Raw genomic sequence first — 17,161 nt, 5'->3', positions numbered from 1 at the left:
TTACCCCTTAGCCTTTGCGGAACATTTTCAGCATGCGCTGAGTGACAGTGAAACCACCGAAAATATTGATGCTGGCAATCAGTACGGCGATAAAACTTAAGAAGCTTACCCAACCGCCATGACCAATTTGCAGCAGCGCCCCTACGACGATGATCCCGGAGATGGCGTTCGTGACCGACATCAACGGGGTATGCAGCGCATGAGACACGTTCCACACCACGTAATAGCCGACCACGCAGGAAAGCGCAAACACGGTAAAGTGACCGAGGAACTCTTGCGGTGCGACGTTTGCCAGCCAGCCAAACAGAATAATCGCCAGCGCCATCAGCGCATATTTACGCCACGGCGAGGCAGGTTTTGCTGGCGCAACCGGCGCCGTATCGGCTTTAACCGCCGCTTTCGGTTGTACGGAAACCTGAATCGGCGGCGCAGGCCAGGTAATTTCGCCGTCGCGGATAACCGTTACTCCGCGAACCACGACGTCGTCAAAATCAATCTTGATATTGCCGTCTTTTTCGCTGCACAGTAACTTCAGCAGGTTAACCAGATTGGTGCCATACAGCTGCGAGGATTGCGTCGGCAGGCGTCCGGCAAGGTCGGTGTAACCAATGACCCTTACGCCGCCTGGCGTGGTAAAAATTTCTCCCGGCACGGTGTATTCGCAGTTGCCGCCGTTTTGCGCCGCCAGATCGACGATCACGCTGCCCGGGGTCATGGAGTCCACCATTTCACGGGTGATCAGTTTCGGCGCCGGTTTACCCGGAATAAGCGCGGTGGTGACGATGATATCCACCTCTTTCGCCTGGGCGGCGAAAAGCGCCATTTCCGCCTTGATAAAGGCTTCGGACATGACTTTGGCATAGCCGTCGCCGCTACCGGCCTCTTCTTCGAAATCCAGCTCAAGGAACTCAGCGCCCATACTCTGGACTTGTTCCTTCACTTCCGGTCGCGTGTCGAACGCGCGCACGATAGCGCCGAGGCTGTTGGCGGCGCCGATGGCGGCAAGCCCGGCAACGCCCGCGCCGATAACCATCACTTTCGCTGGCGGCACTTTGCCCGCCGCGGTAATTTGCCCGGTAAAGAAACGGCCAAACTCATGTGCCGCCTCAACGATAGCGCGGTAACCCGCGATGTTGGCCATGGAGCTTAACGCATCAAGAGACTGGGCGCGGGAAATACGCGGTACCGAGTCCATGGCCATGGCGTTGATATTTCGTTCGGCAAGCTTTGCCATCAGTTCGGCATTCTGCGCCGGCCAGATAAAGCTGATAAGCGTCGTGCCGGGGTTGAGCAGCGCGATTTCGTCGTCCGTCGGCGCATTCACTTTAAGAATGATGTCCGACTGCCAGATGGCATTTCCTTCGACGATCTCCGCCCCTGCGTCAATAAAGGCCTGGTCGTCAAAGCTCGCCAGCTTTCCGGCCCCGCTTTCAATGGCCACGGTGAACCCGAGTTTACGCAACTGTTCCACCGTTTTCGGTGTTGCTGCGACTCGCGTCTCCAGGGCCAGGGTCTCTTTTGGTACCGCAATACGCATAGTTTTCCCTTCCATCGAATTAAAATGATGGTTTGTTGTTTCACCGGATCGATCCATCCCCCTTTATCAGAAGGAGGCGGCGAACCCCGAAAAATAAAACAGTAACAAACTATCTATAACCTACTGAAAATGCCGGTTGTGATCCACCTTCAGAAAACAGGAATTGTGATTTTATTGAGGAAAAGCCACTTCTTCAGCGATCAGGCAGCAATATTTACCTTAATTTGATCATCAAGCCTGATAATTCGCTTAAGCGAGGCGGTAAAACATGATTATTTTCGGTGCAAAATATATAATTTAACATTACATTAACTTATAAAACGCATGACGATTATCGATTTTATTGGTCAACCGCCTGTTTTTTCAACATATCATCAAAAGTTATCGTCACCGGTTATCAGGGTCGCACGTGAAGTGAAAAATGACGCAGACAGTGACGCAAATTAAATGCAATAATCAGCGACGTTTTCTAGTCAACAACAATACCAGTACCTGGTTTGCGCAAGGCGAAGGATTATTTTTATGAAGCTTAAGAACACTCTCCTGGCGTCAGCCCTCCTGTCTGCGACCGCGTTTACCGCTAATGCAGCCACCGAGTTGACACCGGAGCAAGCAGCAGCCCTCAAGCCATATGACCGTATCGTAATTACCGGTCGTTTCAATGCGATTGGCGATGCCGTTCAGGCCGTTTCGAATAAAGCGGATCAAGAAGGTGCTGCCTCTTTCTATGTTGTTAGCAACTTTGACTATGGCAACAGCGGCAACTCGCGCGTTACCGCCGACCTTTATAAGCAGGATGCGCCAAAAGCCGATGCGCCGAAAAACCGCGTCATTAACGGCGTGACCGAATTGCCAAAAGACCAGGCGGCTCAGCTTGAACCTTTTGATACCGTGACCGTACAGGGCTTCTATCGCAGCCAGCCGGACGTCAACTCCGCTATCGCTAAGGCCGCGAAAGAAAAAGGCGCTGCCTCGTTCTTCATCGTTCGCCAGATTGACGCCAACGACGGCGGCAACCAGCGCGTAACCGCGTACATCTACAAAGCCGATGCGAAAAAACGCGTAGTTCAGAGCGCCGACGCCATCCCGGCCAACTCTGACGCAGGCCGCGCAGCGCTGGCGCAGGGCGGTGAAGCCGCTAAAAAAGTTGAGATCCCAGGCGTTGCCACCTCTTCTAGCGTCGGCTCAACCGCTGGTGTAGGTTTGTTCTATGAAACCCAGTCGTCAAAAGGTGGACGTTACAGCGTCACTCTTCCGGACGGCACTAAAATTGAAGAGCTGAATAAAGTCGCTGCGGCCCAGATGGTGCCGTTTGACAGCGTTCAGTTCACCGGCAACTACGGCAACATGACTGAGATCTCTTATCAGGTTGCTAAGCGTGCAGCGAAGAAAGGTGCGAAATACTATCACATCACCCGTCAGTGGCAGGAACGCGGCGGTAACATGACGATCAGCGCTGACCTGTATAAATAAGCGAAATTTTTTCTTTCAAAGGCAGCTTCGGCTGCCTTTTTTGTTTTTTTCTGGTCCTTGTCATTGCAAGCCTGCAACTCTCTTCGTAAAATCCCGCGCCTTAGCGTAATCATCCATGTTTATGCGATTTAGCAAAATAAATATTCTGGGATTGATCCCCCTTACAACAGGATGCCAATGGAAAAGAAACTCGGCCTTAGCGCCCTGACGGCCCTGGTACTTAGCTCAATGCTGGGTGCGGGCGTTTTCAGCTTACCGCAGAACATGGCGGAAGTTGCCAGCCCGGCCGCGCTATTGATCGGTTGGGCAATAACCGGGGTGGGCATTCTGTTCCTCGCCTTTGCTATGCTGGTGTTGACCCGTATCCGTCCTGACCTGGACGGCGGGATTTTTACCTATGCCCGCGAAGGCTTCGGCGAGCTGATCGGCTTCTGCTCCGCCTGGGGATACTGGCTCTGTGCGGTGATCGCCAACGTTTCCTACCTGGTGATTGTCTTTTCCGCCCTGAGCTTTTTTACCGATACGCCTGAGCTGCGCCTGTTCGGCGACGGTAATACCTGGCAAGCCATGGCAGGTGCGTCCATTCTGCTGTGGGTGGTTCATTTTCTGGTACTGCGCGGCGTACAAACCGCCGCCGGGATCAACCTGGTCGCCACGCTCGCCAAACTGGTGCCGTTGGGCCTGTTCGTTGTGCTGGCTGCGATGGCCTTTAACAGCGATGTCTTTAGCCTCGACTTCCACGGTATTGCGCTCGGCGTCCCGGTCTGGGAGCAGGTGAAAGACACCATGCTCATCACCCTGTGGGTATTCATCGGGGTAGAAGGCGCGGTCGTCGTCTCGGCACGCGCCCGCAATAAAAAAGATGTCGGCCGCGCGACGCTTCTCGCCGTCGTATCAGCGCTGTGCGTCTATCTGCTGGTAACGCTGCTCTCGCTGGGCGTGGTTGCCCGTCCGGAGCTTGCAGAAATGCGCAACCCGTCGATGGCCGGTTTGATGGTGCGCATGATGGGGTCATGGGGTGAAATCGTTATCGCCGCCGGTCTTATTGTCTCTGTCTGCGGCGCCTATCTGAGCTGGACAATTATGGCCGCAGAAGTGCCTTTCATTGCGGCGACGCATAAAGCGTTCCCCCGGGTTTTCGCTCGCCAGAATAAGAATAACGCGCCGTCGTCGTCGCTGTGGCTGACCAACTTCAGCGTGCAGATTTGCCTGATTCTGATTTGGTTGACCGGTTCGGATTACAACACGCTGCTGACCATTGCGTCAGAAATGATCCTGGTGCCCTATTTCCTTGTTGGCGCGTTCCTGTTAAAAGTTGCCACCAAACCGCTGCACAAGGCGGTGGGTATCGGAGCATGCATTTATGGCCTATGGTTGTTGTATGCGTCAGGGCCAATGCACCTGCTGCTGTCCGTGGTGCTCTATGCACCGGGGTTAATGGTGTTTATATATGCCCGCCGGACCCACGAGCTCGACAAGATGCTGAATCGCCGTGAAATCGCGTTGATTGGGTTATTATTGGTTGCTGCAATTCCAGCAACGTGGATGTTAGTGGGGTAACGCGAAATTACCCCATCGCAATTTGTTAAGGAGTATACGATGGGGCATCACCAGTCGCGCCCAGTGCTTATTACGGGAGGAGGCCGTCGTATCGGTCTCGCCCTTGCCCACCATTTCCTCAATCAGCAACAACCGGTGATCGTCAGCTACCGCACCCGCTACGACGCCATTGGAACACTGGAAGCCGCAGGCGCGGTCTGCCTGAAAGCGGACTTTGCCACCACCGATGGCGTACTGGCCTTCGCGGACAGCGTGAAGGCGCATACTGACGGGCTGCGCGCGATCCTGCATAACGCCAGCGACTGGAAAGCGGAGAAACCTGGCGTATCGCTGGCGGACGTCATGCAGCAGATGTTGCAGATCCACGTTCAGACGCCCTACTTGCTTAATCATGCGCTGGAACCGCTTTTACGCGGCCACGGCCACGCCGCCAGCGATATCATCCATTTTACCGACTACGTGGTTGAACGCGGCAGCGACAAGCATATCGCCTATGCCGCCAGCAAAGCCGCGCTTGATAATATGACCCGCTCGTTTGCCCGCAAACTGGCGCCGGAGGTGAAGGTCAACGCCATCGCGCCGTCGCTGATTCTGTTCAACGACAGCGATGACGCCGAGTATCGCCAACAGGCGTTAAACAAGTCGCTGATGAAAATCGCGCCGGGCGAAAAAGAGATAATCGATCTTGTCGATTATCTGCTGACCAGTTGCTATGTCACAGGGCGTTCGTTCGGTGTGGATGGCGGCCGTCCGCTGCGTTAGTGAAAACGGCTCCATAGCAAAATAAGCAGCCAGGCGCTCAGACTCCAGCACGCCACTGCGCCTGCCAGCGCCAACGGCAGGCGCAGAAATCCAGTGAAATACCACAGCGACAGCAGATAAAGAAAATAGGGAATGATTGACCACATCCCGAAGACGATAGTGGCGCGCAGCGCCTCAACGCCCCGCTCGCTGGCGACAATATAATGCGCGATCATCGCAAACGTCGGAAACAGCGGGATCAACCCGGCAATGTAGTAATTTTTGGTTTTCGCCAGAATCCCTATCAGCACGACGACCAGCGCGCCTAAGGCCGCTTTGATCAGTAATCCCATTTCCTGCGCCTGCATTTCACGTAATAATGTTGGCAGGATAACGGAAGTCGCGTTATTTATGAAAGATTAATGGATCAAGGATTTCCTGCGGTGTATGTTAACTTTTTTCCTGATGTATCTCGGTTATGAATAAGATAGTCTTTGTTGAAGATGACCCGGAAGTGGGTTCGCTGATTGCAGCCTACCTGAATAAGCACGATATGGACGTTATCGTCGAGCCTCGCGGCGATCGCGCCGAGGAGGTTGTACTCCGTGAAGAACCTGATCTGGTGCTGCTGGATATCATGCTGCCGGGAAAAGACGGGATGACGATTTGCCGCGACCTGAGGGCGCAATGGCAGGGGCCGATTGTGCTGCTCACCTCCCTTGACAGCGACATGAACCATATTCTTTCGCTCGAGATGGGCGCCAGCGACTACATTCTGAAAACCACCCCACCCGCCGTGCTGCTTGCGCGCCTGCGCCTGCATCTGCGTCAGCATGTCGCTATCGTACCCGGTGAAAAGAGCGCGTCCCCATTGACGCCGCATAAAGCCATTCGCTTCGGGACGCTGGCCATCGACCCGGTAAACCGCCAGGTGCTGCTGAGCGGTGAAAATATTGCGCTGTCGACCGCAGATTTTGATCTGCTGTGGGAGTTAGCAACGCACGCCGGGCAGATTATGGATCGTGATGCGCTGCTGAAGAACCTGCGCGGCGTGTCCTATGACGGCATGGATCGCAGCGTCGATGTGGCGATTTCCCGCCTGCGCAAAAAGCTACTCGATAGCGCCACCGAGCCCTATCGCATCAAAACGGTACGCAATAAAGGGTATTTGTTCGCCCCACACGCCTGGGATAACTGATTCGCCACTCGTTCGGGGCCGGAAATGAAAAAACTCTTCGTGCAGTTCTACCTGCTGCTGTTTGTCTGCTTCCTCGTGATGACCATGCTGGTCGGGCTGGTGTATAAATTTACCGCCGAACGCGCAGGCCGACAGTCGCTGGACGATCTGATGAAAAGCTCGCTGTACCTGATGCGCAGCGAATTACGCGAAATCCCGCCCCGCGACTGGAGCAAAACGCTCAAAGAGCTGGACCTGAATCTGTCGTTCGATCTGCGCATCGAACCGCTGAGCAAATTCCACCTGGCGGAAGATTCCATGCAGCATCTGCGCGCAGGCGATATCGTCGCGCTTGACGATCAGTACACCTTTATCCAGCGCATTCCGCGCAGCCACTACGTGCTGGCCGTCGGACCTGTCCCCTATCTCTATTTTCTGCATCAGATGCGGCTGCTGGATATGGCGCTGATGGCATTTATCGCCGTTTCGCTGGCGTTTCCCGTTTTCCTCTGGATGCGCCCGCACTGGGAGGACATGCTCAAAATTGAAAGCGCCGCTCAGCGCTTTGGCGAGGGGCATCTGAGCGAACGTATCCACTTTGACAGTACCTCCGGCTTTGAGCGGCTTGGCGTAGCCTTCAACCAGATGGCGGATAACATCAATGCCCTTATCGCCAGTAAAAAACAGCTGATCGACGGCATCGCGCACGAACTCAGAACGCCGTTGGTGCGCCTGCGCTACCGCCTTGAGATGAGCGAAAACCTCTCGGAAGCGGAGTCTCAGGCTCTTAACCGCGATATTGGCCAGCTTGAGGCGCTGATTCAGGAATTGCTGACCTATGCCCGTCTTGACCGTCCGCAAAATGAACTGACCCTAACCACACCGGATCTTCCGGCGTGGATTACGACCCATGTTGAGGATATTCAGACCGTTAACCCGCAGCGCGAGGTGGCCCTCAGCCAACTGACGATGGGTGATTACGGCGCGCTCGACATGCGCCTGATGGAGCGCGTGCTGGATAACCTTGTCAACAATGCCATGCGCTACAGTAACCAGCGTATTCAGGTGAGCCTGCTGTTGCAGGATTCACGCGCGACCCTGCTTGTCGACGATGACGGGCCGGGGATTGCCGCCGACGAGCGCGAGCGCGTGTTCGAACCCTTTGTTCGCCTGGATCCCAGCCGCGATCGCGCCACCGGCGGCTGTGGGCTGGGTCTGGCTATCGTCCATTCGATTGCCCAGGCGATGTCCGGCAGCGTCTCCTGTGACGCCAGCCCGCTTGGCGGCGCTCGTTTCTGTTTTAGCTGGCCGATTTACCACAACGTCACTCTGCCTCTCCCTGTCTGACACGTGTTTGCACGATGCCAGAGTTGAGGTTATAGTAAACTCACTAGTATGTTGTAACTAATGAAGGTCTTATGGCCAATTACGATCTGATTGAACGGCTGACGTCGACGTTTCGCGAACTTGAGCACGAGGTTCAGGCCGTTTCGCATCAGTTGCAGGCCTGCCGTCTGCTGGCGGCGCGCGTTTTTGCGCTACCGGAAGTCAGCAAAGCGCGGGAACATGACCCGATGGATACCATCGCCGTCAAACAGCATCTGGGCGCCACTGCCCTTACGATGGCCCTGCAGCACTTTAGCCATCTGTTTATCCACCAGCAGTCGGAAAACCGCAGCAGTAAGGCCGCCACGCGCCTGCCCGGCGTTATCTGCCTGCAGTGCGACAGCGTTCAGTATCAGGCGCTGGAAGAACGCATCACTCGGGTGAACACGCTAAAAACCGCATTTGAGAAGATTGTCACCGAGGATTCCGGCCTGCCCTCCGCCGCCCGTTTTGAGTGGGTGCACCACCATCTGCCGGGATTAATCACCCTCAACGCCTACCGTTCCCTGACGCTGTTGCGCAACCCAGGTACAATTCGTTTCGGTTGGGCGAATAAACATATCATCAAGAATCTGACCCGCGATGAGGTGCTGGCTCAACTGGAGAGAAGCCTGAAAGCGCCACGCGCGGTGACGCCATTTACCCGTGAGCAGTGGCAGGCCAAGCTTGAGCAGGAATATCAGGACATCGCCGCCCTGCCCGAACGGGCAAGGCTTAAGATTAAACGGCCGGTAAAGGTGCAGCCCATCGCCCGCGTCTGGTACTTCGGGGCGCAAAAGCAGGTGCAATACGCCTGTCCCAGCCCGATGATTGCCCTCCTTTCCGGCAATAAAGGCGTCAGCATTCCGGATATCGGCGAACTGCTGAACTATGATGCCGGGAACGTGCAGTACCGCTATAAACCCGAGGCGCAGCCGATGCGGTTAATGATCCCCCGGCTGCACCTGTGGCTGGCTAACGACTGACCTTCATGCTGCCGACCATCTCCAGCGGACGGACCCAGGCATCAAACTCCGCCTCCGTCAGGTAGCCAAGCTTCAGCGCCGAGGCCTTTAACGTCATCCCCTCTTTGTGCGCTTTCTTCGCTATCTCCGCAGCTTTGTCATAGCCAATATGCGTATTCAGCGCCGTCACCAGCATCAGCGACTCATTGAGCAACTGGTCGATACGGGCACGGTTGGGCTCAATGCCCACCGCACAGTGCTCATTAAAGCTTTCCATCCCGTCGGCCAGCAGCCGGACAGACTGCAGGAAATTATGAATGACCATCGGCCGGTACACGTTAAGCTCAAAGTTTCCCGACGCGCCGCCCAGGTTCACCGCCACGTCATTACCCATCACCTGACAGCACAGCATCGTCATCGCTTCGCACTGCGTCGGGTTCACCTTGCCCGGCATAATGGAGCTGCCTGGTTCGTTTTCCGGAATAGCGAGCTCGCCAATCCCGCAGCGCGGTCCGGACGCGAGCCAGCGCACATCGTTAGCGATTTTCATCAGCGACGCGGCCAGCCCTTTCAGCGCCCCGTGGGCATGGACCAACGCATCGCAGGTCGCCAGCGCTTCAAACTTATTCGGCGCCGTCACAAACGGTTGACGGGTAATGGCCGCCAGCTCATCGGCAACCCTTTTCGCATACTCCGGATGCGTGTTCAGCCCGGTACCGACAGCGGTCCCGCCCAGCGCCAGCTCGCACAAGTGCGGCAGCGCATGTTCCAGGTGTTTCTGATTATGTTCCAGCATCGCCACCCAGCCGGACATCTCCTGCCCCAGAGTCAGCGGCGTGGCATCCTGTAAATGGGTGCGGCCAATTTTGACGATATCCGCAAAGGCATGGGATTTATCGCTCAGCGTTTTTTTTAACACCCTGAGGTGCGGCATCAGATGTTCGCGTACGGCAATCACCGCAGCAACGTGCATGGCGGTAGGAAAAACGTCGTTCGAACTTTGGCTTTTGTTGACGTCATCGTTCGGATGCACCTTGCGCTCCATACCCCGCACGCCGCCGAGCAATTCGCTCGCCCGGTTCGCCAGCACCTCGTTCATATTCATATTGCTCTGGGTGCCGGAGCCGGTCTGCCAGATAGCCAGCGGAAATTCATCGGTATGCTTTCCGGCCAGCACCTCGTCCGCCGCGCTGACGATAGCGTTCGCCTTTTCATCAGCAAGCAAATGTAGATCCTGATTCACCTTCGCCGCCGCGCGCTTGGTCAGCGCCAGCGCCGAAATAAGCGCCTCCGGCATTTTCTCCGTCGAGATTCGAAAATGCTCCAGCGAGCGCTGGGTCTGCGCGCCCCAGAGTTTATCTGCCGGGACATCAATCGCCCCCATCGAATCTTTCTCACTGCGATACGTGGTCATTACTTTCTCCTTGAAAATAAAGTGAAGGGATTCACTGACACGGCTCACCGGACATCAATGCGATGACACAAGGCTTAGTATTAAAGATATTCCCATTTTGTTTTGGTTCTTTGTGCCAAAACGGGATGTAACACCAGCGAGGAGAGGTCGAACGGCAGGCGTGAAACTAACACGGCTATAACACAAAATGCCCGTTTACGACGCGACATCGCAAACGGGCATCATCTTACAGAGAACGACTGGCAAGCGCGTCGCGCAGTAAAGCATCCTGCTGCAGGGTATGCCAGGCCTCCTGCACCGCCTCCGGGATATCAACATGAGCAATAAACCCGCGACCGCGCGGCCCGTAGCCGTTCGCATCGTCCTGCAGACGGGGAAGTTCGCCCAGCAGTAATGAGAGGTAGCGACCTACCGGCCAGACGTCCTGCGCCTCGTGGATGAACGCCAGCCCATCATCACCGTTATGCAACACCGGTAAATACCCGGGATAGCTCATCCAGTGCGGCGCATTTTCCGTGCCTTCCCAGACGCGAGCAAAGGTCGCCATCGTGCGACGCTGCATGGTCGGGTCCTGTACCACAATACCGTTGCGCACGGTTATCCCCTGCGCTTCAAGCATATCGCGTGTAAAGCGGGCGTTCTCTCCGCAGTTAGTGGACTTATCCTCCACGAGAATACGCTCGCGGGGAATGTTCCAGAACTGGTGAGCGATATCCGCAAGAATGTCGGCTTCCGCCCGCCCGGTGGTTTGCAGAACGCGATAACGCGGATGGCGGGCCACCGCGGCATACAAAAAGGGAGTGGAATGACCGATACCGCCGCTTATCAGCAGCGTACGGTTCTCAGCGCTCAGGCGGCAAGCGGCATCGATGGTCGGGATAACGGCGTTACCGGCCAGCACCACGCAGTCGGCGTCAACCGCCAGCGGCGGCGAAGCAAAATCATTCTGCGCCAGCCATTCGCCAATGCGGTTTGCGGCGTTCAGCGTTGTTTCAGCCAGATGTGGAAAGGTCATCGATAAACACTCCTTGAATTCGTCAGCCATAGCGCAGCGTAACATTGGCGCGCATGTATCGCACCCGCTTACGCCGTAATCCGGATTAATTGTACCCTGTCGCTACCCGTGATGGCAGGTGACATCGTCACTTACTCTCGAGCAATACCTGCTATCCTGATGTGCTGAACGCTCAGCATACGCTATTCTCAACCCAGCCAGGACAACAGTGAGGTATCTACCGTTATGCAGAATATCTGGAGTAAAGTTGATAATTATCTGATTGATACGCTGATCCCCCAAGACGCGGTGCTAGAGGCTGTACTGGAAAACAACCAGCGTGCCGGACTGCCTGCCATCGACGTAGCGGCCAACCAAGGTCAGCTACTGGCGCTCCTGGTCCGTATTGCGGGGGCCGAGCGTATTCTGGAGATCGGTACGCTCGGTGGATACAGTACCATCTGGATGGCGCGCGAGCTACCGGCAAACGGTAAGCTTATCACCCTGGAATACGATGAGCGTCATGCCAGAGTTGCCCGACAGAATCTGCAGCTCGCAGGGGTAGACGATCGGGTCGACGTGATAGAAGGTCCGGCGCTCGCCTCACTCTCCGCGCTTGGGGATATTGCCCCTTTCGACCTTATTTTTATCGACGCCGACAAGCCGAATAACCCCCACTATCTGCGGTGGGCGCTCCACTACTCCCGCCCCGGTACGCTTATTATCGGCGACAACGTGGTGCGTGAAGGTAAGGTCACCGAACCTGACTGTGATGACGATCGGGTTCAGGGCGTACGGGAATTTATAGCGCTGATGGGGAATAATCCGCGGCTAACGGTAACGGCGCTGCAAACGGTCGGAATGAAGGGCTGGGATGGTTTTACGCTGGCGCGGGTAAACGCCTGAGAACATTCAGCCGCCCACTGAACGCGGGCGGCTGGCTGCGCGGATTAACGCATCACGCGATCGTCAACGTAGTTGCGCTTGTCCGGTGCGGGCGGGAAATACTGATAGAGCCAGGTTTCGCTGATGGCATCCCCCTGGCAGCGCAGGAACATGCGCATCTCTACCGGATCGGTCGATTCAGAGGTCGGGTACCAGTCGAAGAGAATACGATAGCCGTCAAACGGCTCCACGTAGAGGATCTCAATCTGCTTCGCTTCTCCGCTGGAGAGCGTGATAACCGGCTCAATGCCTTTTGGCGCCGCAGCTTTCAGGTCGCCGCCGACAAAATCCACCGCAAAACGGCGCGCCCATTTCGCCGGGTAGTGTTCTCCCGGCGCCCAGCCTTCCGGGAAACCGCCCATTCCGGTGCGGGTCGCCATTACGCGCGCCAGCGGCGAGCGAACCGGCGGCTGCGCGCTCCAGTAAAGACGATATTTGAAGTCCAGCGCATCACCGGCCTTCACCGCTTTTTTCGGTTGCCAGAAACAGACGACGTTATCGAGCGTTTCGCCGGTGGTCGGGATCTCCATCAGGCCCACCGATCCTTCGCCCCACTGGTTACGCGGCTCAACCCACAGGCTCGGGCGTTTGTTGTACCACCCCATGATGTCCTGATAGTGGGTAAAATCGCGATCCAGCTGCAGCAGGCCGAACCCGCGCGGGTTCTTATCCTGGTAAGCGTTAAACTGCAGCTTCTGTGGGTTATTCAGCGGCCGGCAGATCCACTCGCCGTTGCCGCGCCACATCGCCAGACGATCGGAGTCGTGAATTTGCGGATGAATGGTGTCGCACATGCGGCGTTCGTTATTGCCGCAGCTGAACATACTGGTCATCGGCGCGATACCCAGCTGTTTAATGTCCTTACGCGCATAGATGTGGTTTTCAACATCCATGATCACCTGCGTCTGCTGGCAGTTGATGACGAATTTGTACGCCCCGGTGACGCTCGGACTGTCGAGCAGCGCATACACGGTAAAGACCGTGGCGTCGGCTTTCGCCGTCTCAAACCAGAATGCGGTGAAATCCGGGAACTCTTCCGGCGTGTCGGTGAAGGTGTCTATCGCCAGGCCCCGGGCGGACAGGCCGTACTGGTAAGTATCGTCAACCGCGCGGAAGTAGCTGGCGCCAAGGAACGAGACGATGTCGCGGCGGGCAAGCTCGGGCGCTTTAAAGGCGCGGAACCCGGCAAAGCCGAGGTCGCTCTGCCCTTCGAGCTGCGCGGTATCCACGCCCGCGTCGTTATACTTGAACAGCTCAGGACGGAAATTAATTTCACGCGCCTGCTGCGTTTTCGCGTCCAGCGAGAACATCCGCACCCGGCGGCGGAAGCCCATCCCGACATGGAAAAACTGAATATCAAGCTGACGGTTATCAATGTTGTTCCACAGCGAGTGCGCCGCATCGTACTGAATGCTGTTGTAGGCCTGCGGCGTCAGGTTTGCCAGCGTCGGCGGCAGCGCTTTCGGCGCACCGCCCCACGGCTGGCGGGCAAGATCGTGCGCCATGGACTGCAGCACGGAATAGTCAAACCGCCGGGTCTGGCCATCGGCGATATTCGAGTCATCCGCCAGCGCCGCCTGGGAAAAGAGAGAGGCCACACCGGATGTACCGCACACCGCGGCAACAGCCATTGAGGATTTTAAAAAGTGTCTGCGGTTCATGCCTGAAAGAGCATCCTTCTTTGGGGAAACGGTAACAACGCAATGTCGTCGTCAAGAGCGCCCACTCTAGACAAAAATGATTGATAATCCAATTGTTGACCGTTGAAAATACGTCCAAAGCTGGAAAAAATTTCTGTATCAGCGCAGGAAAACAGCAGGTGTAAAGATACGTATAAAAAAGCCCTGGCGTGACATCACAGACCAGGGCGAAAGAACGCGAGGCGATTATTTTACGCTGACGTTGATACCCGGGAAGTATTTCGCCGCCAGCTTATCGATAGTCCCGTCAGCCCGAACCTTATCAATGGCCGCATCAAGCTGTTTTTGGGTGGCGTCATCGCCTTTGCGCAGACCAAAACCGATACCGCTGCCAAGAATCGTGTCATCCGCTACCGGTTTGCCGATAAAGCCGAACCCTTTCCCCTGCGGTTTGCTGAGGAACCCGGCCTGTCCGGCGGCGGACATCACCAGCGAGGCGTCAATGCGGCCGTTGAGCAGGTCGGCCCACGCCAGATTCTGATCTTTATACGAGACCACGGTGACACCCTGTTTCTCCCAGTGCTCTTTGGCGAACGTTTCCTGGATAGAGCCCTGCAGTACGCCAATCGTTTTACCTTTCAGTCCTTCCGGGGTCGCCTCCATCCCGCTACCGGATTTGCCCACCAGCTGCGACGGAATACGATAAATCGGCTGGGTGAAATCAATGCTCTTACGCCGTTGTTCAGTGATGTTCATCGCCGAGTTAATGGCATCGAATTTTTTCGCCACCAGCCCCGGGATCAGCGCATCAAATGAGGTTTCCACCCAACTGCATTTGAGCTGCGCGGCCTGGCAAATCGCGTTGCCTAAATCAATATCAAAACCCTGTAGTTCTCCGGCGGCGTTACGGCTTTCGAACGGCGGATACTCCGCTTCCACGCCAAAACGCAACTCGCCAGCCGCAAAGGATGACAGCGAGCACAGCAGGCCCATGCCCAGAATTAATGCTTTTAGTTTCATGGCTTACATTCCTTAACGTGGTTTCACCCGGCACAAGGCTTCAGCACCTGCCCGTAACGTCGCGTCATCTTTGGCAAAAGACAGGCGAATAAGTTTGTTATCAGTACCATCGGTATAGAACGCTGACAACGGGATCGTGGCGACGCCGTTGTCCACAATCAGCCGTTTCACCATCTCGCTGTCGCTCTCCTCGCTGAAATGGCTGTAATCCGCCAGCAGGAAGAATGAACCCTGGCTCGGCAGCAGGCGAAACGGCGATTCAGCAAGCAGCGTCTGTAGCAGATCGCGCTTGCGCTGATAAAACGCACAAAGCGTAAGCCAGGTCTGCGGATCGTTCATGTGCTCAACGAACGCGTGCTGCATAGGCGTATCAGCAGAAAACATCAAAAACTGATGGACCTTGCAGATTTCATCCATCAGCGCCGCGGGTGCGACGCAATAACCGACGCGCCAGCCGGTCACATGGTAGGTTTTGCCAAAGGACGAGATAATCACGCTGCGCTCGGCAAGCTGCGGGTGCGTCGCCATTCCGTGATGCGACTGTCCGTCGAAGACCACATGCTCGTACACCTCATCAGACAGAATGACGATATCAGTATTGCGGGTCACCTGCGCCAGCTGCTGTAAATCCTCAGCGCTGAATACCTTGCCGCTCGGGTTATGCGGCGTGTTGACGATGATCATCCGGGTACGCGGCGTGATGGTGGCGCGCACTTCATCCCAGTTGACCGTAAAATCGGGCACCGTCAGCTTAATGGCGACCGGGGTAGCCCCCTGTAGCCGGACGACAGGCGCATAGCTGTCGAACGACGGCTCAAAATAAATAACCTCATCGCCCGGATGCACCAGGCCGCTAATGGCCGAGTAGATCCCTTCACTGGCGCTGGCGGTGACCAGCACTTCGCTCTCTTCGTCATAGCAGGTACCGTAGAGCCCGGCAATTTTCTGCGCGATACGCGTCTTCAGCGCCTGTAATCCGGTCATCGGCGCATACTGGTTATGCCCTTCACTCATTGCCCGCGTTACGCCCGCGACCAGCTTTGGATCGCAGGCAAAATTGGGTGCTCCCTGAGAAAGATTGATAGCGTTATGCTGGGCTGAAAGTTGCCCAATCACGGTAAAAATAGTGGTGCCCACATCGGGCAGTTTTGAACGGGTTTTCACCACGGAACGCAGAGTCATTGTCAGGCCCCCTCAAGAAATATGCATAAGTATTCAAACCAATGCCATGAGAGCAGACAATCGAATTGTTGTCATAATAGCCATGAGAAAAAAACATGGCTCAGGCGCATGCAGTTACAGCCCGAGCTTTTGCAGCGCTTTGCGGTAGAGATAGAAATCCAGATGCACCAGCCAGGCGGCGAGCCCCAGCGTCAGCAGCGACGGCAGGCGAGTAAGAAAATCGGCGATAAACTCAAACGAACCGCGCTCAAAAACGCCGACCACCGCCAGCCAGAAGGGATGCGGGATACTGTTGACGAATATCACCGTCAGCAACGCATACCAGCACAGGAGCTGGATTGTCGATGAAAGTAGAATGATGCTGATGCGCACTACGTCGTCCTGATTAATCTTCAGAGTGACGTACATTACCATGCAGGGTGTGACGCTTATGTGTAACTCTGTATCAGTTGTTTACAGCAGCGCGCTGTCTCGTTTACTTTCAGGTAACGAAACTGTCATGTCATAATAGCCATGAGCCAACTGCATAGCTGGAGTCACGATGCCACGTAGCACATTGCCGCTCAGTGCGGTGGAAACCTTCCTCGTTACCGCCCGTCACCTGAACCTGACGCACGCCGCCCGCGAGTTGTGTCTGACCCAGGGCGCCGTCAGTCGTAAGATTGCAACGCTGGAGGTCTGGTTTGGTTTTCCGCTGTTTGAGCGGCTTGCGCGCGGACTGCGCTTGTCGCCGCAGGGCAGCGCCCTCTACCCTGAGCTGTTGAGCGCATTTGGACATCTGCTGAGCGTCGCGGATAAAGCGCGCCAGCAACAGACGGGGGTGCGGCTAAAAGCGCCGACCTGCGCCATGCGCTGGCTGGTGCCGCGGCTGGTCGCCATCGAACGGCGTTTCCCCGAACTACAGATAGCCCTCACTACCACGACCGAGCACTCGGTGAATTTCAAAACCGAGCCCTACGACGCCGCTATCATCTTCGGCACGCACATGAACGCAGGAGACTTGCTGTTTGAAGAGGCGTTGACACCGGTCTTAAGCCCGTCGCTTGCGGGAGATAAACAGTTCCACGGTATGACCTTCCTGCACCCGACCCGCGACAAAACCGACTGGACGCTGTGGCTGGCGCAACTGCCGGAGCCACTGCCGTCGG

16 protein-coding genes are annotated in these 17,161 nt (G+C 56.0%); 8 read left to right on the top strand and 8 right to left on the bottom strand.

The window, feature by feature from the left end; genetic code table 11:
* Positions 1 to 7 precede the first annotated feature (7 nt).
* Complete coding sequence (gene pntA / locus JO226_RS14790) at positions 8 to 1,537, bottom strand: Re/Si-specific NAD(P)(+) transhydrogenase subunit alpha (RefSeq protein ID WP_293602307.1); 1,530 nt, start codon at positions 1,535 to 1,537, stop codon at positions 8 to 10.
* A 522-nt stretch (positions 1,538 to 2,059) separates the two neighbouring features.
* On the opposite strand from pntA, the gene ydgH reads away from it, so the two are divergent.
* From ydgH to folM, 3 genes are all read left to right on the top strand, one after another.
* A complete protein-coding gene (gene ydgH / locus JO226_RS14785) occupies positions 2,060 to 3,010 on the top strand; it encodes a DUF1471 family protein YdgH (RefSeq protein ID WP_293602306.1) in 951 nt (316 codons plus the stop codon).
* Positions 3,011 to 3,187: 177 nt separating this feature from the next.
* On the top strand, positions 3,188 to 4,570 hold the full coding sequence (locus JO226_RS14780; RefSeq protein ID WP_293602305.1) for an amino acid permease: 1,383 nt from the start codon (positions 3,188 to 3,190) through the stop codon (positions 4,568 to 4,570).
* A 39-nt stretch (positions 4,571 to 4,609) separates the two neighbouring features.
* Positions 4,610 to 5,332: a dihydromonapterin reductase gene (gene folM / locus JO226_RS14775; protein ID WP_293602304.1), complete on the top strand. Its 723-nt coding sequence runs from the start codon at positions 4,610 to 4,612 to the stop codon at positions 5,330 to 5,332.
* On the opposite strand, the gene JO226_RS14770 is transcribed toward folM, so the two are convergent.
* Positions 5,329 to 5,664, bottom strand: coding sequence for a GlpM family protein (locus JO226_RS14770; RefSeq protein ID WP_293602303.1), 336 nt, complete (start codon positions 5,662 to 5,664; stop codon positions 5,329 to 5,331). The two genes, folM and JO226_RS14770, sit on opposite strands and share 4 nt — an antisense overlap.
* Before the next feature lie 125 nt (positions 5,665 to 5,789).
* Between JO226_RS14770 and rstA the strand changes: the two genes are divergently transcribed.
* The 3 genes from rstA (at position 5,790) to tus (ending at position 8,839) form a co-directional block, all read left to right on the top strand.
* Positions 5,790 to 6,509 carry a two-component system response regulator RstA gene (gene rstA, locus JO226_RS14765; RefSeq protein ID WP_293602302.1) on the top strand — a complete coding sequence of 240 codons (720 nt, stop codon included), beginning with the start codon at positions 5,790 to 5,792 and terminating at the stop codon, positions 6,507 to 6,509.
* Between the two features lie 24 nt (positions 6,510 to 6,533).
* Positions 6,534 to 7,835: a two-component system sensor histidine kinase RstB gene (rstB, locus tag JO226_RS14760; protein WP_293602301.1), complete on the top strand. Its 1,302-nt coding sequence runs from the start codon at positions 6,534 to 6,536 to the stop codon at positions 7,833 to 7,835.
* A 71-nt stretch (positions 7,836 to 7,906) separates the two neighbouring features.
* Positions 7,907 to 8,839, top strand: coding sequence for a DNA replication terminus site-binding protein (gene tus / locus JO226_RS14755; RefSeq protein WP_293602300.1), 933 nt, complete (start codon positions 7,907 to 7,909; stop codon positions 8,837 to 8,839).
* On the opposite strand, the gene fumC is transcribed toward tus, so the two are convergent.
* Together fumC and JO226_RS14745 are read right to left on the bottom strand one after the other, a co-directional pair.
* Positions 8,829 to 10,232 (bottom strand): class II fumarate hydratase, encoded by a 1,404-nt coding sequence (fumC, locus tag JO226_RS14750; protein ID WP_293602299.1) that lies wholly within the window; start codon positions 10,230 to 10,232, stop codon positions 8,829 to 8,831. The two genes, tus and fumC, sit on opposite strands and share 11 nt — an antisense overlap.
* A 226-nt stretch (positions 10,233 to 10,458) precedes the next feature.
* Complete coding sequence (locus JO226_RS14745) at positions 10,459 to 11,247, bottom strand: YdcF family protein (RefSeq protein WP_293602298.1); 789 nt, start codon at positions 11,245 to 11,247, stop codon at positions 10,459 to 10,461.
* A 225-nt stretch (positions 11,248 to 11,472) separates the two neighbouring features.
* Here JO226_RS14745 and JO226_RS14740 point away from each other — a divergent pair, with 225 nt between their 5' ends.
* Positions 11,473 to 12,132 (top strand): O-methyltransferase, encoded by a 660-nt coding sequence (locus JO226_RS14740; RefSeq protein WP_293602297.1) that lies wholly within the window; start codon positions 11,473 to 11,475, stop codon positions 12,130 to 12,132.
* A gap of 44 nt (positions 12,133 to 12,176) precedes the next feature.
* Here the strand turns inward: JO226_RS14740 and JO226_RS14735 are convergent, their stop codons facing one another.
* From JO226_RS14735 to JO226_RS14720, 4 genes are all read right to left on the bottom strand, one after another.
* Positions 12,177 to 13,832, bottom strand: coding sequence for a glucan biosynthesis protein D (locus tag JO226_RS14735; protein WP_293602296.1), 1,656 nt, complete (start codon positions 13,830 to 13,832; stop codon positions 12,177 to 12,179).
* 225 nt (positions 13,833 to 14,057) lie between these two features.
* A complete protein-coding gene (locus JO226_RS14730) occupies positions 14,058 to 14,831 on the bottom strand; it encodes an ABC transporter substrate-binding protein (RefSeq protein WP_293602295.1) in 774 nt (257 codons plus the stop codon).
* Positions 14,832 to 14,843: 12 nt separating this feature from the next.
* Complete coding sequence (locus JO226_RS14725; protein WP_293602294.1) at positions 14,844 to 16,013, bottom strand: pyridoxal phosphate-dependent aminotransferase; 1,170 nt, start codon at positions 16,011 to 16,013, stop codon at positions 14,844 to 14,846.
* Between the two features lie 114 nt (positions 16,014 to 16,127).
* Positions 16,128 to 16,421, bottom strand: coding sequence for a hypothetical protein (locus JO226_RS14720; RefSeq protein WP_293602293.1), 294 nt, complete (start codon positions 16,419 to 16,421; stop codon positions 16,128 to 16,130).
* 133 nt (positions 16,422 to 16,554) lie between these two features.
* On the opposite strand from JO226_RS14720, the gene JO226_RS14715 reads away from it, so the two are divergent.
* Positions 16,555 to 17,161, top strand: a 607-nt coding sequence (locus JO226_RS14715) for a LysR family transcriptional regulator (protein ID WP_293602292.1), incomplete at its 3' end; no start/stop codon positions are given.

This window comes from Pluralibacter sp., from assembly GCF_019237635.1.
In the GTDB taxonomy this organism is placed as follows: domain Bacteria; phylum Pseudomonadota; class Gammaproteobacteria; order Enterobacterales; family Enterobacteriaceae; genus Enterobacter_B.
This window is presented reverse-complemented; position numbering and strand designations above follow the sequence as displayed.